Source organism: Pseudomonas muyukensis, from assembly GCF_019139535.1.
GTDB classification, from domain to species: domain Bacteria; phylum Pseudomonadota; class Gammaproteobacteria; order Pseudomonadales; family Pseudomonadaceae; genus Aquipseudomonas; species Aquipseudomonas muyukensis.
The window spans coordinates 3,935,968-3,960,859 of record NZ_CP077073.1 but is presented as its reverse complement, the minus strand read 5'-3'; the positions used below and the strand labels follow the sequence as shown (position 1 = coordinate 3,960,859).

Below are 24,892 nucleotides of genomic sequence, written 5' to 3'. Positions count from 1 at the left end.
TGAGCATGCTTGAACAACGAATGCTGGCCCTGGCTGAGCGTTTCATCGGTTTCTCCGCCCAGGAACGGCGTTCCCTGCAGGCCCGCATGCGCGAGCAGGGCTTGTCGCTGGAAGCATTGCCGATCCCGCCGCGCGATGCCGCGCAGCAGGTGTTGCCGGCGTCCCACGCCCAGCAGCGCATGTGGTTCCTCTGGCAACTCGAGCCGGCTGCCAGCGCCTACAACCAGTTGGCGGTGCTGCGCCTGCGCGGGCAACTGGATGTGGCGGCGCTGCGCCAGAGCTTCCAGGCCCTGATCGAGCGCCACGAACCGCTGCGCACGCGCTTCGAGCTCGACGGCGGGGTGGTGATGCAGCACATCGAGCCGGCCTGGCCTTTCGCCCTGCCGATGCTGGACCTGGGAGACCAGGAGGCAGCCGCCGAGGCCGAGATCGCGCGCCAGGGGCAGTTGGGCTTCGACCTGCAGCATGGCCCGTTGCTGCGGGCCACCCTGATCCGCCAGGCCGATGACCAGCACCTGCTGCTGTTCTGCACCCACCACATCATCTGCGATGCCTGGTCGTTACCGATTCTGGTCAACGACCTGGCGGGCGCTTATGCCCGCGCCTGCAGCGCGGCGGCGCAGGACGCGCCGGCTCCGCTGGCGGTGCAGTACGCCGACTGCGCGCGCTGGCAACGGCTATGGCTGGAAGCGGGAGAGGCCGAGCGGCAGCTGGCCTACTGGCGCGACACCCTGGGCGAGGCGGTGGATACCCTGGCCTTGCCCTGGGACCGCCTGCGCCCCGATGTGCGCAGCGGGCGCGGCGGGCGCGTGCCGATCGCCTTGTCGGCGGGCCTGTCGCAAGCCGTGCGGCAGTTCGCCGCCGCCCAGGGGGCGACGCCGTTCATGGTGCTGCTGGCGGCGTTCCAACTGCTGTTGCACCGCTACAGCGGTGCCGAGGACATTCGCGTGGGCACCCCGGTGGCCAACCGCACCCGGCGTGAAACCGAGGCGCTGATCGGCCTGTTCGTCAACACCCAGGTGCTGCGCGCGCAGGTCGATGGCCGCCTGAGCTTTGCCGCGCTGGTGCAGCAGGCCAAGGCCCGGGTGCTGGAAGCCCAGGCCCATCAGGACCTGCCGTTCGAGCAATTGGTCGACGCCTTGGCGCCCGAGCGCCGGCTGGACCAGACGCCGCTGTTCCAGGTGATGTACAACCACCAGGTGGTCGAGTCGCGGGCGGCCGAGCTGTCGCTGCCAGGGCTGCAGATCGAGGCGCTGGACCAGGACCAGGCCAGCGCGCGCTTCGACCTGACCCTCAATACCCAGGATGACGCCGGCCAGCTCAGCGCTTCGCTGGTGTATGCCTGCGACCTGTTCGAGGCAGCCACCGCCGAGCGCATGGCGGCGCACTGGCAGCGCCTGCTCGAGGCGGCTGTCGCGCAACCTGGGTTGCCCCTGGCCGAGCTCTCGCCGTTCGACCAGGCCGAGCATGCCCAGTTGCTGCAGGCCGCCCAGGCGCAACAGCCGGCAGCGAGCTTGTGCCTGCTCGGCGAAATGGCCAGGTTGGCGCAGTTGCAGCCGCAGCGCACGGCGCTGGTGTTCGCCGGGCAGCGCCTGAGCCGCGCCGAGCTGGAGCGGCGCAGCAACCGCCTGGCCCATCGCCTGCGCAGCCTTGGCGTCGGGCCCGATGTGCTGGTGGGCATCGCCCTGCAGCGCTCGGTGGAGCTGGTGGTGGCAGTGGTCGCGGTGCTCAAGGCCGGTGGTGCCTACGTGCCGCTGGACCCCGATTACCCGGCCGAACGCTTGAGCTACATGGTCGAGGACAGTGGCCTGCGCCTGCTGCTCAGCGACCGTGCGCACCTGGCGCGCTGGACGCCCCCCGCCGAGGTTGCCGTGCAGTACCTCGACGATCCGCGCCTGGACGAATTCGACCAAGGCCCCCTGGAGATTCGCCAGCAGGCCGAGAACCTGGCCTACCTCATCTACACCTCCGGCTCCACGGGGCGCCCGAAAGGTGCCGGCAACCGCTATGGCGCCCTCGCCGGGCGGTTGGCGTGGATGCGCGACGCCTATGGTTTCGATGAGCATGATGCGGTCCTGCAGAAGACCTCGTTCAGCTTCGACGTGTCGGTGTGGGAGTTGCTGCTGCCGCTGGTCAGCGGCGGCTTGCTGGTGCTGGCCGAGCCCGGCGCGCAGCGCGAGCCCGAGCGCCTGGTGGCGCTGATCCGCGAACACGGCGTGAGCGCCGTGCATTTCGTGCCGTCGATGCTGCAGGCGTTCATCGATACCCCGGGGCTGGAGCGCTGCACCGCGTTGCGCTGCCTGTTCTCCGGCGGCGAGGCACTCTCCCGCGAGTTGCAGGCCAAGGTCCTGGCGCGGTTGCCGGCGGTGGCGTTGTTCAACCGCTATGGCCCGGTGGAGGCGACCATCAACGCCAGCCACGCCGCGCGCGCGCTGCCCGAGGCGGCCAGCGTGGTGATCGGCCGGCCGCTGCCGGCCACGACCCTGCAGGTGCTGGGCGATGCCTTGCAACTGTTGCCGGTCGGGGCGGTCGGTGAGCTGCACATCGGTGGCCAGGCCCTGAGCCGGGGCTACCATGGCCGTCCTGGGCTGACCGCCGAACGCTTCGTGCCTGATCCATACGGCGCGCCGGGTGCGCGCCTGTACCGCAGTGGCGACCTGGTTCGGCGCCAGCTCGATGGCGAACTGGTGTTCGTGGCGCGCATCGACCACCAGGTCAAGATCCGCGGCCTGCGCATCGAACTGGGCGAGATCGAGTCCGCGCTGCTGGCCGTGCCTGGGGTGCGCGAAGCCGTGGTGCTGGCGCGCGATAGCGGTAGCGGCCTGCAACTGGTCGGCTACCTGGTGGCCGCAGACGAACAGACGGCAGGCGAACTGCCGGACCGTTGCCGGCAAGCCTTGCAGCAGCACCTGCCGGACTACATGGTGCCGGCGCATATCCTGTGCATGGCGCAGCTGCCGGTCACCGCCAACGGCAAGCTCGATCGCGCCGCCTTGCCGCTGCCGAGCGTGCAGCGCAGCGCGGCCTTCGAGGCGCCCGAGGGCGAACTGGAGCAGCAACTGGCGGCTATCTGGAGCAGCGTGCTCAAGGTGGCGGCGGTCGCGCGCAACGATAACTTCTTCGAACTGGGCGGCGACTCGATCATGGCCATCCAGGTGGTCAGCCGTGCGCGCCAGGCGGGCATTCTGCTCAGCTCGCGGCAGATGTTCCAGCACCAGAGCGTACGCGCCCTGGCCCTGGTCGCCGAGCGCGGTGCGCTGGCACAGGTGGACCAAGGCCCGGTGACGGGGGAGCAGGTGCTGCTGCCGATCGCCGAGGCGTTCTTCGCCCAGCCGCTGCGCGCCCGCCATCACTGGAACCAGTCGCTGCTGCTGGCGCCCCGCCAGCCGCTGCAGGCTGGCCTGCTGGAGCAGGCCTTGCAGGCGCTGGTCGCCCAGCATGATGCCCTGCGCCTGGCGTTCGCCCAGGCCGCAGGGACCTGGCAGGCCGCTTACCGGCCATGGTCGGTCGAGGCCGGGTTGCTGCGTGAATTCCAGCTCGCGCAGGGCGATGACGGCGGCGCATGCTGCACCCAGGTGCAACAGAGCCTGGACCTGCAGGCTGGCCCTTTGCTGCGCGCCGGGTTGCTGCAGCATGCCGATGGCAGCCAACGGCTGCTGCTGGTGGTCCATCACCTGGTGATCGATGGCGTGTCCTGGCGCGTGCTGCTCGAAGACCTGCAACAGGCCTACCGGCAGATCGAGCAGGGCCAGCCGGTGCAGTTGCCGGCCAAGACCAGCCCCCTGCAAGCCTGGGGCCTGCGTTTGCAGGCCTGGGCCCAGGGCGAGGCGGCACAGGCGCAACTCGCCTACTGGCGTGGCCAGCTGCGCGAGGCCCCTGCGCTGCCATGCCGCGACGCCCAGGCCAGCTTGCGCGCCAGCGACGCGCTCAGCGTGCAGAGCCGCCTCACCCCGGCGCTGACCCGGCAACTGCTGCAGCAAGCGCCTGCGGCCTACCGGACCCAGGTCAATGATCTGCTGCTGGCGGCGCTGGCGCGGGTCATCAGCCGTTGGAGCGGTGCCGCCGATACGCTGATCCGCCTCGAGGGGCATGGCCGCGAGGAGCTGTTCGCGGACATCGACCTGAGCCGCACCCTGGGCTGGTTCACCAGCGTCTTCCCGCTGCGCCTCACCGCGTGCGCGACCCTGGCCGACACCATCCGCCAGGTCAAGGAGCAACTGCGCCAGGTGCCGGATCGCGGCATCGGCCACGCGGCCCTGCGCTACCTGGGCGGCGCCGCGGCGCAGGCCGAGCTGGCCGGGCTGGCGCAGCCGCGCATCACCTTCAATTACCTGGGGCAGTTCGACGGCAGCTTCGATCAGGCCGATACGCTGTTCGTGCCTTGTGCCGGGAACAAAGGCCGCGAGCATGCCGACGAGGCGTTGCTGGGTAACTGGCTGACCCTCAACGGGCAGGTCTACGACGGGCAGTTCAGCCTGGACTGGAGCTTCAGCCCGGCGATGTTCGACGCGGCGCAGATCCAGGCCCTGGCCGATGCCTACAGCCACGAGCTGCAACAACTGGTGGCCCACTGCTGCGACCCGAGCCACCGCGGGGTCACGCCTTCGGACTTCCCCCTGGCCGGGCTCGACCAGGCGCAACTCGACCAGCTACCGGTGGCGGCGGCGCAGATCGACGATATCTACCCGCTGGCGCCGATGCAGCAGGGCATGCTGTTCCATGCCCTTTACGAGCAGGATTCGGCCGATTACATCAACCAGCTGCAGGTGAGTATCGAGGGGCTCGATGTCGAGCGTTTCCGCCAGGCCTGGCAGGCCTGCCTGAACCGGCACGACGTGCTGCGCAGCGGCTTCGTCTGGCCCGACGACGCCCCGGCACCGGTGCAGGTGGTGCACAAGCAGGTCGAGCTGCCGTTCCAGGTGGTCGAGCTGCCAGGTGGCGATGCCGCCGCCCTGCAGCGCCTGGCCGACGCCGAGCGCGCCGAGGGTTTCGACCTGGCCCGGGCGCCGCTGCTGCGTATCCTGTTGGTGCGCACCGCGGCGCAGCAATACCAGTTGATCTACACCAGCCATCACATCCTCATGGACGGCTGGAGCAGTTCGCTGCTGATGGGCGAGGTGTTGCAGCGCTATCGTGGCGAGGCCGTGAGCGCGGCCCCTGGCCGCTACGCCGACTACATCGGTTGGTTGCAGCGCCAGGATGGCCAGCTCAGCGAAGACTTCTGGCGCAACCAGCTGCGCGACCTGGAGGCGCCGACCCTGCTCACCCATGCCCTGGGGCTCAAGGAAAACCCCGCGGCCCAAGGCCACGGCCAGTGGCTGGCCGCGCTGGAGCCGGGGTTGAGCGAGCGCCTGGGCGCGTTCGCCCGCCAGCACAAGGTCACCCTCAACACCGTGGTGCAGGCCGCCTGGCTGGTGCTGCTGCAGCGCCATGCCGGCCAGCGCCAGGTGGTCTTCGGCGCCACCGTGGCGGGGCGCCCCACCGAGCTGCCGGCGATCGAGCAGCAGGTCGGGCTGTTCATCAACACCTTGCCGGTGATTGCCGCGCCGGCCCCCGAACAGAGTGTTGCGCAGTGGTTGCAGCAGGTCCAGGCGCAGAACGTCGCGCTGCGCGAGCACGAGCATGTGCCGCTGGCCGATATCCAGCGTTGGGCCGGCCGCGCCGGCGAAGCCTTGTTCGACAACTTGCTGGTGTTCGAGAACTACCCGGTGGCCGAGGCCCTGCAAAAGGAGGCGCCGCAGGGGCTGGTGTTCGGCGAGGTGCGGATGCATGAGCAGACTCACCTGCCATTGACCGTGGCGGTCGGGCTCGGCGACAGCTTGATGTTCCAGTTCAGCTACAGCCGTCGCTGGTTCGCGCAAGCTCAGGTGGAGCAGTTGTTCGGCCACCTGCAACAGCTGCTGCTGGGGTTCATCGACCAGGCGCAAGGCCCGCTGGGTGAGCTGGCGCTGCTGCCCACGGCGGCCCAGGCAGGCATCCGCGAGGGCTGGAACGCCACGGCGATGCGTTTTGCCGACAACCGCTGCGTGCACCAGGTGATCGCCGATCAGGCCGCGCGCACACCCGAGGCGGTGGCCTTGGTGTTCGCCGGGCAACAGTTGAGCTACGCCGAGCTGGAGCGTGCCGCCAACGCCTGGGCGCACCGCCTGATCGAGGCGGGCGCGGGCCCCGAGACCCTGGTCGGCATCGCGGCCCAGCGTAGCCTGGAAATGGTCGTTGGCCTGCTGGCCGTGCTCAAGGCCGGCGCCGCCTACGTGCCGCTGGACCCGGATTACCCCAGCGAGCGCCTGGCCTACATGATCGAGGACAGCGGCATCCAGTTGCTGCTGACCCAGGCCGCGCTGCAGGCGAGCCTGCCGCTGCCGGCGCAACTGCGCACGCTGTGCCTGGACCAGGCGCCGCAGGGCTACCCCGAGCACGCCCCCCAGGTGTGCCCGGGCCCCGAGCACCTGGCCTACGTGATCTACACCTCAGGCTCCACCGGCAAGCCCAAAGGCGCCGGCAACCGGCACCTGGCCCTGAGCAACCGGCTGAACTGGATGCAACAGGCCTATCGCCTGGACGCCACGGACAGGGTGCTGCAAAAGACCCCGTTCAGCTTCGACGTATCGGTGTGGGAGTTCTTCTGGCCGTTGATGTTCGGCGCGCGCCTGGTGATCGCCGAGCCGGGTGAACACCGCGACCCCGCGCGCCTGGTGGCGCTGATCCGCGAGCAACAGGTGACCACGCTGCACTTCGTGCCCTCGATGCTGCAGGCCTTCATGCAGGACCAAGCGGTGGCCGCCTGCACCACGCTGCGGCGCATCATCTGCAGTGGCGAGGCGCTGCCGGTCGAAGCCCAGGCGCAGGTGTTCGAGCACCTGCCGGCGGCTGGCTTGTACAACCTGTACGGGCCCACCGAGGCGGCCATCGACGTCACCCACTGGCGCTGCCGCGCCGAGGGCGCCGACAGCGTGCCGATCGGCGAGCCGATCGCCAACCTGCAGACCTGGATCCTCGATGCCAGCTTGCAGCTGCTGCCGGCCGGGGTGGTCGGCGAGCTGTACCTGGGCGGCGAGGGGTTGGCGCGTGGCTACCACCGCCGGCCCGGCTTGACCGCCGAGCGCTTCGTCGCCAACCCGTTCGGCGCCGGGCGTCTGTATCGCACCGGTGACCTGGCGCGCTACCGCGCCGACGGGGTGATCGAATACGCCGGGCGCATCGACCACCAGGTGAAGATTCGCGGCCTGCGTATCGAACTGGGCGAGATCGAGGCGCGCCTGGCTGAACACCCGAGCGTGCGCGAGGCGGTGGTGCTGGCCCGCCAGCAACGCCTGGTGGCCTACCTGGTGCTGGCCGCTGACGTCGGCGACTGGCGCGCCAGCGTCGAGCGCCACCTGCAGGACAACCTGCCTGACTATATGGTCCCGGCGCAGTTCGTGGTGCTCGAGCGCATGCCGTTAAGCCCCAATGGCAAGCTCGAGCGCAAGGCCCTGCCCGAGGTCGAGGCGGTGTCCACGCAAGCCTTCGTCGCCCCCCAGGGAGCCCTGGAAAACCAGCTGGCGGCCATCTGGCAGCAAGTGCTCAGGTGCGCGCCAGTAGGGCGCGGCGACAACTTCTTCGAACTCGGCGGCGATTCGATCGTCTCGATCCAGGTGGTCAGCCGGGCACGGGCCCAGGGCATCCGCTTCACCCCCAAGCAGTTGTTCGAGCATCAGACCGTGCAAGGCCTGGCGGCGGTCATCGAGCAGGCGGCGCCAGTGCAGCAGATCGACCAGGCGCCGGCGACCGGCGCGGTGCCGTTGCTGCCGATCCAGGCGCATTTCTTCGAAATGCCGCTGCCGGCCCGCCATCACTGGAACCAGTCGATCCTGCTCAAGCCGGCCGCGGCGCTCGAGCAAGCTGCCCTGGAGCAGGCCCTGCAGGCGCTGGTGCTGCACCATGATGCGCTGCGCCTGGGCTTTACCCAAGAGCAGGGCCAGTGGCAGGCCGCCTACCGCTCGCAGCAGGCGCAACAGCAGGCCTGGGCGGCGCAGCCGGTGCTGCAGGTGGTGCCGGTGGCCGACCTGGCGGCGCTGGAAGTGGCGGCGGCCCAGGCCCAGGCAAGCCTTGACCTGAGCCACGGCCCGCTGCTCAAGGCCGTGCTGCTGCAGTTGCCGGATACCCAGCGGCTGCTGCTGGTGGTGCACCACCTGGTGATCGACGGCGTGTCGTGGCGGATTCTGTTCGAAGACTTGTCCGCAGCCTATGCCACGGCATTGGCGGGGCAAGCGCCGGCGCTGCCGGCGCGGACCAGTTCGCTGCAGGCCTGGGGCGAGCGCATGCAGCGCCATGCCCGCAGCGCCGCGCTGCGAGCGCAGGGCGCCTACTGGCGTGGCCAGCTCGAAGGGCTGGACACCGACCTGCCTTGCCTACGCGCCGACGCCTCGCTGGACGGCCGGCATGTCCACAGCGTCAGCGCCCGACTTGACAGCGAGGCCACCCGACGCTTGCTGCAAGAGGCCTCGGCCGCTTACCGCACGCAGGTCAACGACCTGCTGCTGGCCGCTTTGGCGCGGGTCGTCAGCCGCTGGACCGGGCGTGCCGACACGCTGATCCAGCTCGAGGGGCATGGCCGCGAAGCGCTGTTCGATGACATCGACCTGACCCGCACCCTGGGCTGGTTCACCAGCCTGTTCCCGGTGCGCCTGACCGCCCATGAGTCGCTGGGCGAGACGGTCAAGGGGGTCAAGGAGCAACTGCGCGCCATTCCCGACAAGGGCCTGGGCCATGGCCTGCTGCGCTACCTGGGCGAAGCCGAGGACCAGGCGCTACTGGCGTCCTTGCCGGTACCGCGGATCACCTTCAACTACATGGGCCAGTTCGACAGCAGTTTCGGCGAACAGACGCCGCTGTTCCTGCCCACCGGCGAGGCACGCGGCGCTGAACAGGCCGAAGGCTCGCCGCTGGGCAACTGGCTGCTGGTCAACGGGCGTATCTACGAGGGCGCGCTGAGCATCGGCTGGACGTTCAGCGAGCAGATGTTCGACCCGGCGCTGATGCAGCGCCTGGCAGACGACTACGTCGCCGAGCTGGTGCAGGTGGTGGCGCACTGCAGCGATGCTGGCAACCGCGCCTTCACCCCTTCGGACCTGCCCCTGGCCGGCCTCGACCAGGCGCAGCTCGATGCGTTGGCGCTGGATGCGCGCAACTGCGAAGACCTCTACCCACTGTCGCCGATGCAGGCCGGCATGCTGTTCCATAGCCTGGACGGGCAAGCGGCCGGCAGTTATGTGAACCAGATGAGCGTCGAGGTGTTCGGCCTGGACGAGCAGCGCTTCGGCCAGGCCTGGCAGCAGACCCTGGATGCCCAGGACATCCTGCGCAGCGATTTCATCTGGCAGGGCGATCTGGCCCGGCCATTGCAGCGGGTGCGCCGCCAGGTGGACTTGCCGTTCCAGGTGCTCGACTGGCGCGGGCGTGCCGACCAGGCCCAGGCCTTGGCCGAGCTGGCCGAGGCGCAACGCGCGCAGGGCTTCGACCTTTCTCGGGCACCGTTGCTGCGCCTGTTGCTGGTGCGCTGCGACGAACAGCGCCACCAGCTGATCTACACCAGCCACCATATTTTGATGGACGGCTGGAGCAACTCGCAGTTGATGGGCCAGGTCCTGCAACGCTATCGAGGGGAGCAACCCTCGGCATCGGTGGCCCGTTACCGCGACTACATCGCCTGGCTGCAGGGGCGCGACGCCCAGGCCAGCGAAGCGTTCTGGCGCGAACAGCTGCGTGAGCTGGTCGAGCCCACGCGCCTGGCCGTCGCCGGCCGCGCGGATGCGCCGGCCGGGCAGGGCGAGTTCCGCCTGGAGCTGGCGGCAACCCTGGGCGAGCGCCTGCAAGCCTTCAGCCGCGAGCAGAAGATCACCTTCAACACCTTGATCCAGGCCGCCTGGCTGGTCCTGTTGCAGCGCTACAGCGGCCAGGCCTGCGTGACCTTCGGGGCCACGGTGGCCGGGCGCCCGGTGGAGCTGGTCGATGCCGAGCGGCAACTGGGGCTGTTCATCAACACCCTGCCGGTGGTGGCGACACCGCCGGCGCAGCTGCCGGTGGCGCAATGGCTGCAAGCGGTGCAGGCGCGCAACCTCGACCTGCGCGAACACGAGCACACCCCGCTGTTCGAGATCCAGCGCTGGGCCGGGCGCAGCGGCGAGCCGTTGTTCGACAGCATCCTGGTATTCGAGAACTACCCGGTGTCGCAGGCGCTGGCCCAGGGCAGCAGTGACACCCTGCGCTTCGGTGCGCTGAACAGCCGGGAACAGACCCACTACCCGCTGACCTTGCTGGTCTCGCAACACGAGGGGCAGGTGACGTTGCAGTTCAATCACCAGCATGCCGCGTTCACCGAGGCGACCATCGCTGCGATGGCCGGGCACCTGCAGCAGCTGCTCCAGGGCATGCTCGACGAGCCATTGCGGCCGCTGGGTGAACTGGACATGCTCGGCGAGCACGAGCGCGGCCTGCTGCTGTGCGAGCGCAACGACAATCGCCTGGCGTTTGCCGGCGAGCGTTGCATCCATCAGCACTTCGAGGCGCAGGTGCGCGTGCGTGCCGAGGCTGTCGCCCTGGTCGCCGGTGAGCAGTGCTTGAGCTACGCGGCGCTGAACCAGCGGGCCAACCACCTGGCGCGGCGCCTGGTGGCGCTTGGCGTCGGCGCGGAAGTGCGGGTCGGCGTGGCGCTGCCGCGCGGCGCCGAGCTGCTGGTGGCGCTGCTGGCGGTACTCAAGGCCGGTGGCGCCTATGTACCGCTGGACCCGGACTATCCGGCCGAGCGTGTGGCCTACATGCTCGAGGACAGCCAGGCCAAGGTGCTGCTCAGCCAGGCCGAGGTGCTTGGCCAGTTGCAGGTCCCTGCGGGCGTGGCGGTGCTCGAGGTGCCGGCCCAGGCGCCGGCCGAGCAGGCCGAGTGCGAGGACCTGGCGGTCCCGGTGAGCGCCGACAACCTGGCCTACGTCATCTACACCTCCGGATCCACCGGCCGGCCCAAGGGCGTGAGCATCACCCACCGCAACGTTGCGGCGTTGATCGCCTGGTCGGCCGGGGTCTATGACCAGCAGGACATCCAGGGCGTGCTGGCGTCCACCTCGGTGTGCTTCGACCTGTCGGTGTGGGAGCTGTTCGTCACCCTGGCCAACGGCGGTCGGGTGATCATGGCGCGCAACGCCTTGGAGCTGGCGAGCCTGCCCGCGCGCGATCAGGTCAGCCTGGTCAACACGGTGCCATCGGCGATCGCCGCGCTGGCACGCGCCGGGCAGATCCCGCCGAGTGTGCGGATCGTCAACCTGGCCGGCGAGCCATTGCGCCAGGCGCTGGTGGATGAGCTGTACGCCCTGCCGGGCATCGAGCGGGTCTATGACCTGTATGGCCCGTCCGAGGACACCACCTATTCCACCTGGACCCAGCGCCAGGCCGGCGGCACGCCGAGCATCGGCCGGCCGTTGGGCAATACCCAGGCCTATCTGCTCGACAGCCAGTTGCAACCAGCGCCCCTGGGCGGCGCGGCGGAGCTGATGCTGGCCGGTGCCGGCGTCACCCGTGGCTACCTCGGGCGCCCTGGGTTGACCGCCGAGCGATTCATCCCCGACCCGTTCGGCGAACCCGGTGGGCGGCTGTACCGGACCAGCGACCTGTGCCGCTATCGCGACGACGGCGAGCTGACGTACATCGGCCGCCTCGACCACCAGGTGAAGATCCGCGGTTTCCGCATCGAGCTGGGCGAGATCGAGGCACGCCTGGGGCGTCTGCAGGCCGTGCGCGAATGCGCGGTGCTGGCCCTGGCCGGCCCCCGTGGCGCCGAGTTGGTGGCCTATGTGGTGGCCGCGGTCGCCGACGAGCGCCGGGCGTTGGCCGAGCGGCTGCGCCAGGAGCTGCGCCAGCAGTTGCCCGACTACATGGTGCCCGGCCATGTGCTGTTCCTCGAGTGCCTGCCGCTGACCCCCAACGGCAAGCTCGACCGCAAGGCCTTGCCTGGCCTGGACAGCCTGCCGCGCACTGTCGGCCATGTGCCGCCGACTTCGCCACTGGCCTGCCAGGTGGCGGCCATCTGGCAGGACGTGCTGCAGGTGCCGCGCGTTGGCCTGAACGACAACTTCTTCGAACTGGGCGGCCACTCGTTGCTGGTGGTGAGCGCGGTCTCGAGGATCCAACTTGAGCTAGGTATGAAATTGACTGCGCAGACTCTCTTCCAGCATCCGCAGCTGGAGCACTTCGTCGAACAACTGGCCGATGGCGGTCCGGCGCTCGACAGCGGCAAACTCGACCGGCTCGACGCCTTGCTCGATGAAATGGAGGCGCTGTGATGGATCGGGACATGGCATTGAAGATTGCCCAGCGCGTGATCCTGCTGCCGCTGGACAAGCGCCGGCTGTACCTGGAAAAGATGCAGGCCGAAGGCGTGACCCTGGCCAACCTGCCGATCCCGCCGGTGAGCGCCGGCTTCGAGCGCCTGCCGCTGTCCTTCGCCCAGGAGCGCCAGTGGTTCCTCTGGCAGCTCGATCCGCACAGCGCGGCCTACCACATCCCCACCGCGCTGCGCCTGCGCGGCGCGCTGCAAGCCGCTGCCCTGCAACAGGCGCTGACGCGCCTGGCCGAGCGTCACGCGACGCTGCGCACCCGCCTGGTGCAGGACAGCGAGGGCACCTGCCAGGTGATCGATGCCCAGGCCAACCTGTTGCTCGATCGGCTGGACCTGCCCCGTGCCCCGGGCCAGACCGAGGAGCAGGCGCTCAAGGCCTACATCCAGGAGCAGACCCGCGAGTTGTTCGACCTGGCCCGCGGGCCGCTGCTGCGCGTCAAGCTGCTGCGCCTGGCCGAGGATGACCACGTGCTGGTCCTGACCCAGCACCATATCGTTTCCGATGCCCGTTCGATGCAGGTGATGGTCGAGGAACTGGTGGCCCTGTACGCCGCCGAGGTGCGCCAGGTGCCGGCGCAACTGCCGGCGTTGGCGGTGCAGTACAGCGACTATGCGATCTGGCAGCGGCACTGGATGGAGGCCGGCGAGCGCGAGCGGCAACTGGCCTACTGGCTGCAGCGCCTGGGCCAGGCGCAGCCGGTGCTGAGCTTGCCCAGCGACCGGCCACGGCCGGCGACCCGCAGCTACCAGGGCGCGCGCCTGGCGCGGCGTTTTGCCACCGATCTGGGGCGGGCCGTGCACGACCTGGCCCGTCAGCACGAGGCCACGCCCTTCATGGTGCTGCTGGCCGCGTTCCAGGCCTTGCTGGCGCGCTACAGCGGCGAGCGCGACATTCGCGTCGGCGTGCCGGTGGCCAATCGCAACCGGCCCGAGACCGAGCGCCTGATCGGCTTCTTCGTCAACACCCAGGTGCTGCGCGCCGAGGTCGACCCGCAGCAGTCGTTCGTGCAACTGCTGGCCCAGGTGCGCGAGGCCGCGGTAGGCGCCCAGGCGCACCAGGACTTGCCGTTCGAGCAACTGGTCGAGGCATTGCATCCGCAACGCAGCATGAGCCACAGCCCGCTGTTCCAGGTGATGTTCAACCACCGCAGCGAAGCGGCGGATGGGGCAGGGCAGGCCGAGCTGGGGCTGCGCGTCGAGCCGGTGGCCTGGGAGAGCCAGGATGCCCAGTTCGACCTGACCCTGACCACCGCGCTGGCCGCGGACGGGTTGCACGTCAACCTCAACTACGCCACCGACCTGTTCGAGGCGGCCACGGCCGAACGCCTGCTGATGCACTTCGAGCAGTTGCTTGGGGCCATTGTCGCCGAACCGCGGCAGCGCCTGGGCGAGTTGGCGCTGGAAACCCCGGCCCAGCGCCAGGCCAGCATCGCCCAGTGGAATCCGCAGCCGACCCCGTTCCCGGTGCACGGCAGCCTGCCGGCGCTGTTCGAAGCCCAGGTGGCCCGCGATGGCGATGCCATCGCGGTCAGCCTCGACGACCAGCAGCTCAGCTACCGTGAGCTCAACCTGCGGGCCAACCGTCTGGCCCACCAGTTGCGCGCACTGGGCGTCGGCCTGGATTGCCGGGTCGGCCTGGTCAGCGAGCGCCATCCGGACCTGCTGGTCGGCTTGCTGGCGATTCTCAAGGCCGGCGCCGCCTACGTACCGCTCGACCCGCATTACCCGCAGGATCGCCTGGCCTACATGATCGAGGACAGCGGCATCGCCCTGTTGCTCGGCCAGGCCCACCTGCTGCCGGGCCTGGCGCTGCCTGCCGGCGTGCGCAGCTTGGCCATCGACGCTCTGGCCGGTGGCGCCGAGCACAACCCTGAGGTGGCGCTGCAGGCGGACAACCTGGCCTATGTGATCTACACCTCCGGCTCCACCGGTCGGCCCAAGGGCACCTTGCTGGCCCATGGCAACGTGCTGCGCCTGTTCGCCGCCACCGCCGATGAGTTCGCCTTCGATCACCGCGACAGCTGGACGCTGTTCCACTCCTTCGCCTTCGACTTCTCGGTATGGGAGATCTTCGGTGCGCTGCTGCATGGCGGGCGCCTGGTGATCGTGCCGCAGCAGACCTGCCGCGACCCAGAGGCGTTCCTGGCGTTGCTCGCCCGCGAGCGGGTGACGGTATTGAACCAGACGCCTTCGGCGTTCAAGGCCTTGATGCAGGTGGCCTGCGCACCGGCGCGCACGCGGCCGGAACTGGCCCTGCGCCATGTGGTATTCGGTGGCGAAGCGCTGGAGGTGCGCAGCCTGGCGCCTTGGTTCGAGCGTTTCGGCGATCGCTCGCCGCGCCTGGTCAACATGTACGGCATCACCGAAACCACGGTGCACGTGACCTACCGGCCGCTGTCGCGTGAGGACTTGCAGGTGCCCGGCAGCCCGATCGGCCTGCCGATCCGCGACCTGAGCTGGTATGTGCTCGACGGCCAGCTCAACCCGGTGCCGCGCGGCTGCGTGGGTGAGTTGTATGTCGGCCAGGCCGGGCTGGCGCGGGGTTACCTGAACCGCGGTGGGCTCAGCGCCAGCCGCTTCGTGCCCGACCCGTTCGGCGCGCCGGGCCAGCGTTTGTACCGTACTGGCGACCTGGCGCGGTTCTGCGCCGATGGCAGTGTCGAGTACACCGGGCGCATCGACCATCAAGTGAAGATCCGCGGTTTCCGTATCGAACTGGGCGAGATCCAGGAGCGCCTGGATGCACTGGAAACGGTGCGCGAATCGCTGGTGCTGGTGCTCGACAGCGCCAGCGGCCCGCAACTGGGCGCCTACCTGATCGCCGCGGCTGATGCGCCGGTGGCGCCAGGCGCCGAGCGCGAACGCCTCGAGCAACTGCGCCGTACCTTGCAGCAGAGCCTGCCGGACTACATGGTGCCGGGACGGATGATGTTCGTCGCGCAATGGCCGCTGACCGCCAACGGCAAGCTCGACCGCAAGGCCTTGCCGGCGTTCGACGCCGAACAGGCGCAGCGCCCCTGGCTGGCGCCGGCCTCGCCGCTGGAGCAGCAGCTGGCAGCGATCTGGCAGGAGGTCCTGCAGGTGCAGCGGGTCGGGCTGGATGACGACTTCTTCGGCCTGGGCGGGCACTCGCTGCTGGCGACCCAGGTGGTGGTCCGGGTGCGTGAGCAACTGGGCCTGGAGGTGCCGCTGCGCGAGCTGTTCCAGGCCTCTGTGCTGGGGGCGTTCGCCGAGGTGGTACAAGCCCTGCAGGACGATCACGCGCCGGTGGAGGATGAATTGGCTAAATCTCTGGAAGCACTCAAACGTTTAACAGGAGATGAACTTGAAAAGCTAATTTCCTAATGAGGATCTGGGTGTGCAAGAGCTGATCGGGGCCGTTGAAGCGCTCTCGGCAAAAGAACGCAAAGCCTTGGCGATACTGCTGAAGCAAAAAGGGATCAACCTGTTCAATGTCGCGCCGATGTTCAGGAGAAAGCCCGAGGAGCCATTGCTGCTCTCCTACGCACAGGAGCGCCAGTGGTTCCTCTGGCAGATGGAGCCTGACAGCGCCAACTACCACATCCCGCTAGCCCTGCGCCTGCACGGCGAGCTGGATGCGGCGGCGCTGCGGCGGGCGCTCGAGGCCCTGCATGCCCGCCACGAGGTGTTGCGCACCACGTTCGCGCAGGAAGGCGAACGGGCCTTGCAGGTCATCCAGCAGCAGGTGGACATCGATTTTGCCTGCCTCGACTGGCGCGGCCAGGCCGAGGCCGGCAGCGAAGCCGCGCTGCGGGCCTTCGTCGAGGCGCAGGTGGCGCAGGTGTTCGACCTGGGGCAGGGCCCGTTGCTGCGCACCCGATTGCTCAGGTTGGCCGCTGACGAGCATCTGCTGGTGCTGGTCCAGCACCATATGGTTTCCGATGCCTGGTCGATGCAGTTGCTGCTGCGCGAGCTGATCGAGCTGTATGGCGCCGACTGCCAGCAGCGCGCCGCCGACCTGGCGCCGCTGACCCTGCAGTACGCCGACTATGCCCTGTGGCAGCGGCAGTGGATGGAGGCCGGCGAGCGTGAACGCCAGCTGGCCTACTGGACCGCCCAGCTGGGCAGCCAGCACCCGCTGCTCGAACTGCCCGGCGACCGCCCGAGGCCGCCCGTGCAGAGCTTTCGCGGCGAGCGTGTCGCGCTGCACCTGCCGCAGGCACTGGTGCGTGGCCTCAAGGGCCTGGCCGCGGCGGAAAACGTCACCCTGTTCATGCTGTTGCTGGCCAGCTTCCAAGCGTTGTTGCAACGCTACAGTGGCCAGGACGATATCCGCGTCGGGGTGCCGTCGGCCAACCGCAACCGGGTTGAAACCGAGGGGCTGATCGGCTTCTTCGTCAACACCCAGGTGATGCGCACCTGCTTCACCGCCGGGCAAAGCTTTCACGCGTTGCTCCAGGCGGTGCGCCAGACCGTGCTCGACGCCCAGACCCACCAGGACCTGCCGTTCGAACAACTGGTCGAGGCGCTGCGCCCGGAGCGCAGCCTGAGCCACAACCCGCTGTTCCAGGTGATGTTCAACCACCAGAGCGACGGCCCGGCGCAGCGCGCGCTGCAGGTCGAGGGCCAGGCCCTGCGGATCGAGCCGCTGCGCTGGAACAAGGGCACCTCGCAGTTCGACCTGATGCTCGACACCCACGAAAGTGGCGATGAACTGTCGGCTGGCCTGACCTTCGCCCTCGACTTGTTCGATCGCGCCACGGTCGAACGCATGGGCGCGCACTGGATTGGCCTGTTGCAAGCGGTGCTGGCCGAACCGCAGCGCCCCTTGGCGCAGATCCCCTTGCTGGGGGCCGACGAGCGCGCCTGCCAGCTGGTCGAGTGGAACCGCACGGCGACCGACTACCCGCTGGAGCAAGGTGTGCACCAGCTGTTCGAGGCGCAGGCGCGCGCCACGCCGGAGGCCACCGCGCTGGTTTGCCAAGGGCAGCGCATGAGCTATGGCCAGCTCGATGCCTTGGCCAACCGTTGGGCGCATCGCCTGATCGAGCAGGGGGTCGGCCCCGAGGTGCTGGTCGGCGTCGCCGCCGAGCGCAGCCTGGTGCTGGTGGTCGGTTTGCTGGCAGTGCTGAAGGCCGGCGGTGCCTATGTGCCGATCGATCCGGACTACCCCCAGGACCGCCAGGCCTACATGCTCGAGGACAGCGGCATCGCGCTGCTGCTGACCCAGGCCCACCTGGTCGCGCGCCTGCCCGAGCTGGGCCAGGTGCGCCAGCTGTTGCTCGACGACGCGGTGGACGCCTGGCCGGCGCACGCGCCGAGCTGGCAGGGGCACCCGGAAAACCTCGCCTATGTGATCTACACCTCGGGTTCCACCGGCAAGCCCAAGGGGGCCGGCAACCGGCACCGGGCGCTGAGCAACCGGCTGTGCTGGATGCAGCAGGCCTATGCGCTAGGGGCGCACGACCGGGTGCTGCAAAAGACCCCGTTCAGCTTCGACGTGTCGGTGTGGGAGTTCTTCTGGCCGCTGATGACCGGCGCCAGCCTGGTGCTGGCAGCGCCCGGCGAACACAAGGACCCGGCGCGCCTGATCGCCCTGATCAACCGCGAGGCGGTGACCACGCTGCACTTCGTACCCTCGATGCTGCAGGTGTTTCTGCTCGACCCGCAGGTGGCCAGCTGTACCTCGATCAAGCGCATCGTCTGCAGTGGCGAGGCGCTGCAGGTGGATGCCCAGCACGGGGTGTTCGGCAAACTGCCAGGGGCGCGCCTGTACAACCTCTATGGCCCGACCGAGGCCGCCATCGACGTCACCCATTGGACCTGCCGCGAGGAAGGTCGCGACAGCGTGCCGATTGGCCAGCCGATCGCCAACCTGGCCACCTATGTGCTGGACGATGAACTCGAGCCGGTTCCAGTGGGGGTGAGCGGCGAGCTCTATCTGGGCGGAATCGGCCTGGCGCGAGGCTATCATCGCCGCCCTGGGCTCACCGCCGAGCGCTTCGTGGTCAGCCCGTTCCTGGCCGGCGAGCGCCTGTACCGAACCGGCGACCTGGCACGCCAGCGCGCCGATGGCGTGATCGAGTACAACGGCCGCATCGACCACCAGGTGAAGATCCGCGGCCTGCGCATCGAGCTGGGCGAGATCGAGGCGCGCCTGCTGGAGCTGGACAGCGTGGTCGAGGCCGCGGTGCTGGCCATGCCCAGCGCCAATGGCCAGCAACTGGTCGCCTACCTGGTACCGGCCGCCAGCTCGGCGCTGGCGCCCGGCGAGGCCCAGGCCCAGCTGCGCGAAGCCCTGCGCGAGCAGTTGCTGGCGGTGCTGCCCGACTACATGGTGCCCAACCAGCTGGTGTTCCTTGCGGCGCTGCCGCTGAGCCCCAATGGCAAGCTCGACCGCCGTGCGCTGCCGGCACCTGCGCTTGAGGCCAGCCAGGCCTACGTGGCGCCGCGCAACGCCCTGGAGCAAGCGCTCGCCGACCTGTGGCGCGACGTGCTCAAGGTGGCCCAGGTCGGCATCAACGACAACTTCTTCGAGCTGGGCGGTGACTCCATCGTCTCCATCCAGTTGGTCACCCGGGCGCGCCAGCAGGGCATCGTGTTCACCCCCAAGGCGCTGTTCCAGCACCAGACCGTGCAGCGTCTGGCCAGTGTGGCGCGCCGCGAGGAGCGCGCGGCGCAGGGGCATCGGGCGCCAGTCGATGGCCAGGCGCCATTGCTGCCGATTCACCAGGTGTTTTTCGACAGCGCCATTCCCGAGGCGCATCGCTGGAACCAGTCGGTGCTGCTGCAAGGCCGCCAGCGGCTCGACGGCGACCTGCTGGAGCAGGCGCTGCAAGCGCTGGTGGCCCAGCATGATGTGCTGCGCGCCGCGTTCGACGCTGGCCAGGCACGCTTCATCGACCTGGACAGGCTGCGCGCGCAGTGGCAGCAGCAGCCTTTGCTGTGGCGTGTCGAGGTAGCGGACGAGGCCGCCCTCACGGCGGCCTGCGACCAGGCCCAGGGCAGCCTCGATCCGGCGCGCGGGCAGTTGCTGCGGGCCCTGTTGGCAAACCTCGCCGATGGCAGCCAGCGCCTGCTGCTGGTGATCCACCACCTGGCCGTGGACGGGGTGTCCTGGCGGATCCTGTTCGACGATCTGCAAACAGCCTACGGTCAATGCCAGCAAGGCCTGGCGGTGAGCCTCGGCGCTCGCGGCAGCTCGGTCAAGGACTGGGCCGAACGCCTGGCCAGCTACGCGCGCAGCGAGGCGGCACGCGACGAGCTGGGGTTCTGGCAGGCGCAGGTGCAGGGGGCCGACGGCAGCTTGCCGCGTGACCACCAGGTAGATATCGCCCGCAGCCGCGAAGCCGTCACGCTGCATGGCCGGCTCAGCCCGGAGGCGACCCGGCGCTTGCTGCAGCAGGCGCCCGCCGCCTATCGCACACAGATCAACGACCTGCTGCTCAGCGCCCTGGCGCGGGTGCTGCAGGACTGGACAGGCGCCGACCATTGCCTGGTGCAACTGGAAGGGCATGGCCGCGAGGAGCTGTTCGACGACATCGACCTGACCCGTACCGTCGGCTGGTTCACCAGCCTCTACCCGCTGCGCCTGCAAGCGCAGGCGGACCTGGGCGCGACCGTCAAGGGCATCAAGGAGCACCTGCGGGCGGTACCGGCCAAGGGCATCGGCCACGGGCTGCTGCGCTACCTGGGGGACGCTGCCAGCCGCGCGGCGTTGGCCGGCCTGGCCACGCCAAGGGTCACGTTCAACTACCTGGGGCAGTTCGATGGCAGCTTCAGCCGCGCGGATGCCCTGTTCACCCCGGCACGCGAGGCCCGGGGCCTGGAACGCAGCCTGGACGGGCCGCTGGGCAACTGGCTGAGCGTCAATGGCCAGGTGTTCGAAGGCGCGCTGACGCTGGGCTGGACATTCAGCACCGCGATGTTCGAACCCGCCACCATCGAGCGCCTGGTGCAAGCCTACATGGCGGCCCTCGAGCACCTGATCGAGCACTGCTGTGCGCCAGGGCGCCAGGGCGTGACGCCGTCGGACTTCCCGCTGGCCCGGCAAACCCAGGCCTGGTTGGACGCACTGCCGATGGCGCCAGGCGCCATCGAGGACATCTACCCGCTGTCGCCGATGCAGCAAGGCATGTTGTTGCACACCCTGGAGGACAACGACGCGGCGCTCTACATCAACCAGGTGGTGTTGCCGGTGCAGGGCCTGGACGTGCAGCGCCTGCGTCAGGCCTGGCAGGCGGCGCTGGACCGGCACGAGGCGTTGCGCACCAGTTTCCACTGGCCGCAACGGCGCGGCGAACCGATGCAGGTGGTGCATCGCCAGGTCGAGCTGGCGCTGGAGGTCCTCGACTGGCGTGGCAGCCAGGTCGACGAGGCGCGGATTGCCGCGAGCGCGCTCGAGGCCCGCGAGCAGGGCTTTGACCTGGCCTGTGCGCCACTGCTGCGTTTGCGCCTGGTGCGCAGCGACGAAGACCAGTACCACATGATCTGGACCAGCCACCATATCCTGATGGATGGCTGGAGCAATTCGCGATTGCTGGGCGAAGTGCTGCAGCACTATGCCGGCGACAGCGTGCCGGCACCGAGCGGGCGCTTTTGCGACTTCATCGCCTGGCAGCAGCAACAGGATCGCGGTGAGCTGGAGCGCGCCTGGAAGGCCCGCCTGCAACCACTGGCCGAAGCGACCTCGCTGAGCCAGGCGGTGCACCCGCGGCATCACAGCGACGAGCGCGGTCACCGTGCGCTGTACACCCGCTGGGACGCCCAGCGCACCCAGCACCTGCAGCAGGTCTGCCGCAGCTTGCGGATTACCCCCAACACCCTGATCCAGGGCGCCTGGCTGCTGCTGTTGCAGCGCTACACCCGGCAGGACACGGTGGCGTTCGGCGCCACGGTGGCCGGGCGGCCGGAAAGCCTGGCCAATGCCGACACCTTGATGGGGCTGTTCATCAATACCTTGCCGGTGATCCACACCTTCGTCGCCGAGCAACCGCTGGACGCCTGGCTGCGTGAGCTGCAGGCCTACAACCTGGACATGCGCGACCAGGCGCACGCACCGCTGGCCGACATCCAGCGCTGGTCGGGCATGTCTGGGCAGGCGCTGTTCGACAGCATCATCGTGTTCGAGAACTACCCGATCGACGAGCGCCTGGGCACGGCCCGCGATACCGGCCTGCGCTTTGGTGCCTCGAGCAACCACGATGTGACCAACGTGCCGATGGACCTGGCGGTGCACCTGAACGACTGCCTGTCGATCGAGTACCTGCACCTGCGCAGCGCCTTCAGCGAGGCGGCGGTGGAGGGGATTCGCCAGACCATGGAGCACCTGCTCGAGCGCATGCTCGCGCAGCCGACCGTCGCCCTGGGCAACCTGCAGTGGCTGGATGCCGCGCAACAGCAAGCCCTGCAGGCCTGGGGCGCGGACCCGGCCCGGGCCTGGCGTGCGGCGTCGGTGGTCGAGCTGATTGCCGAGCAGGCGCGACGCAACCCACAGGCCATGGCCGTGGCATGCGCCGGGCAGACCTTGGACTACGCCAGCCTGCAACGGCGCAGTGATGCCTTGGCGCGGCAACTGGTCGCCCAGGGCGTCGGCCCCGAGCGGGTGGTCGGCGTGGCCCTGGAGCGCTCGACGCAGATGGTCGTGGCGCTGCTGGCGGTGTTCAAGTGTGGCGCCGCCTATGTGCCGCTGGACATCGACTATCCGCCAGAGCGCCTGGCCTACATGGTCGAGGACTCGGGCATGGCCTTGTTGCTCGGCGACAGTGGCCTGCGCGAACGGCTGGCGTTGCCGGCGGCACTGCCGTGGCTGGAGCTGGACCGCCTGGATCTGGACGCGGCGCAGGCGCCCTGGCCGGCGCCTGCGCTGCATGCGCACAGCCTGGCCTACCTGATCTACACCTCCGGCTCGACCGGGCGGCCCAAGGGCGTGGCGGTAGCCCACGGTCCGTTGAGCATGCATTGCCAGGCGATCGTCGAACGTTATGAAATGGACGCCAGTACCCGCGAACTGCACTTCATGTCGTTTGCCTTCGATGGTGCCCACGAGCGCTGGCTGAGCGTGCTGGTCAGCGGCGGCACCCTGGTGGTCCGCGATGCCGAACTGTGGACCCCCGAGCAGACCTTCGAGGCCCTGCACCGCGAACGCATCAGCATCGCCTGCTTCCCGCCGGCCTACCTCAAGCAGGTGGCCGAGTTCGCCCAGCGCAGCGGCCGCGAGCCGGCACCGGTGAAAATCTACTGCTTCGGCGGCGACGCCGTGCCGGAGCAGACCTTCGAACTGGTCAAGGCGGCGTTGCGGCCTGAGTGCTTCACCAATGGCTACGGCCCTACCGAAACGGTGGTCACGCCGTTGCTGTGGAAGGTGCCGGCGAGGCAGACCTGCGAGGCCGCCTACGCGCCGATCGGCACGGCGGTGGGCAACCGTTCGCTGCAGATCCTCGATGAACAGCTCAACCCACTGCCGTGGGGCTTTGCCGGCGAACTGTACATCGGTGGCCAGGGGGTCGCCCGCGGCTACCACGGGCGGCCTGGCCTGACCGCCGAACGCTTCGTGCCGGACCCGGCTGGCGGCGGTGCCCGGGTGTACCGCAGCGGCGACCTGGTGCGCCTGCGCCGCGATGGCGTGGTGGACTATGTCGGGCGTATCGATCACCAGGTCAAGATCCGCGGTTTCCGCATCGAGCTTGGCGAGATCGAGGCCAGCCTGCGCCAGCAGCCCGGGGTCAGCGATGCGCTGGTGGTGGCCCATGACAACGGCACGGGCAAGCGCTTGATCGCCTATGTGGTGACGCCGGCCGGCGAGGACCGCGGGCAGGCGTTGCAGGCGGCGTTGCGCCAGGCCCTGCCTGACTACATGGTGCCTGCCCAGGTGATCTGCCTCCAACGCCTGCCGATTTCCCTGAACGGCAAGCTCGACCGCAAGGCCTTGCCCGAGCCCGATTTCAGCCAGGCCGCGTACCAGGCGCCGCGTAACGAACAGGAGCGCCTGCTGGCGCAGATCTGGGCCGAGGTGCTGCAGGTGGAGCAGGTCGGTATCGGCGACAACTTCTTCGAGCTCGGTGGCGACTCGATCCTCAGCTTGCAGGTGATCTCGCGGGTACGTAACCACCCGCAGCTGGCGTTGAACCTGAAACTGCGCGACCTGATGCGCTGGCAGACCATCGCCGGGTTGTTCGACCAGCAGGTGTTCAGTGCCGAGGTAGAGGCCGACCAGACCCACCTGGCGGCCGAAGGGCGCTTCAACCTGATCCCGATCCAGGAATGGATGTTCGCCCAGGGCATGAGCGAGCCGCACCATTTCAACCAGGCCTTGATGCTCAAGGCGCGTGAACCGCTGGACAGCCAGGCGCTGGAGCAGGCCCTGGTGGCGGTGCTGGCGCAGCACGATGCCTTGCGCCTGCGTTTCGCCCGTGACGGCGAGCGCTGGCAGCAGTACTACGCCAGCCCTGAGCCGGGCCCGCTGCTGGAGCACGCCGAGGTGGCCGACGCCCAGGCGCTGGAGGCGTTGACCGAAACGCTGCAGCGCAGCCTCGACCTGGAGCGTGGTCCGCTCTTGCGGGCGGTGGATATCCGCCTGGACGGCGAGCAACGCCTGCTGCTGATCATTCACCACCTGGTGATCGACACCGTGTCCTGGCGCATCCTCTTGCAGGACCTGCAGCAGGCCTACCAGGCCAGCAGTCAGGGCCAGCCCATCGCGTTGCCGATCCGCACCAGCAGCTACCAGGCCTGGGCCACCCGCCTGGCCGGCGAAGCGCCGCGCTTGCAGGCCCAGCAACTGGCCTACTGGTTGGCGCAGCTGCAGCCGGACGCGCAACCGTTCCCCTGTGACAACCCACGCGGCAAGAACCTGGTCGGGCACCACGCGGTGGAGCGCCTGGAGCTGGACGCGGCGCGCACCACGCAGTTGCTCACCCAGGTGCCGGCCGCCTACCGCACGCAGATCAACGACGTGCTGCTGACGGCCTTGAGCCGCGCGCTGTGCCGCTGGAGCGGCCAGTCGGCGGCGCTGGTTCAGCTGGAGGGGCATGGCCGCGAAGACCTGTTCGAACAGCTCGACCTGAGCCGCTCGCTGGGCTGGTTCACCAGCATGTACCCGGTGCGCCTGGTTCCTGGCGAGGCCGACGACATCGGCGCCAGCTTGCTGGGCACCCAGCAACAGCTGGCGCAGGTGCCGGACAAGGGCCTGGGTTATGGGGTGCTGCGCTACCTGGGCGCTGCCGACGTGCGTCGGCGCCTGGCCGAGCAGGCGCAGGCGCGGGTCACCTTCAACTACCTGGGGCAGTTCGACCAGAGCTTCGACGACAGCGCCTTGCTGGTCCCGGCAGAAGAAAGCGTCGGTGCCTGCTACAGCCTCACGGCGCCGCTGGGCAACTGGTTGGAAATCGTCGGCCAGGTCTATGACGGCCGTTTGGCGCTGCGGTGTGTGTTCAGTACCCGGCGCTATCGTCGCGAAACCATCCGCCGCTTGATGGACGACTACCAGCGCGAGCTGGAGACCATCATCGCCCATTGCCTGGAGCGGCTTGGCTGATTCGGCGCCAGGCGTGACGGCGGCTGCGT

The 24,892-nt window shown here is 69.1% G+C and carries 3 protein-coding genes; all 3 read left to right on the top strand.

Going from position 1 to position 24,892, the window contains the following annotated elements; translation table 11 throughout:
• Positions 1-5: 5 nt before the first annotated feature.
• From KSS95_RS17415 to KSS95_RS17405, 3 genes are read left to right on the top strand one after another with little or no spacing between them, the layout of a single operon-like run.
• Complete coding sequence (locus tag KSS95_RS17415) at positions 6-12,311, top strand: non-ribosomal peptide synthase/polyketide synthase (RefSeq protein ID WP_217848304.1); 12,306 nt, start codon at positions 6-8, stop codon at positions 12,309-12,311.
• An 11-nt stretch (positions 12,312-12,322) separates the two neighbouring features.
• On the top strand, positions 12,323-15,712 hold the full coding sequence (locus KSS95_RS17410; RefSeq protein ID WP_367616926.1) for a non-ribosomal peptide synthetase: 3,390 nt from the start codon (positions 12,323-12,325) through the stop codon (positions 15,710-15,712).
• A 13-nt stretch (positions 15,713-15,725) separates the two neighbouring features.
• Positions 15,726-24,863, top strand: a complete 9,138-nt coding sequence (locus KSS95_RS17405) for a non-ribosomal peptide synthetase (protein WP_225935522.1) — start codon at positions 15,726-15,728, stop codon at positions 24,861-24,863.
• The last annotated feature ends 29 nt before the right edge of the window (positions 24,864-24,892 follow it).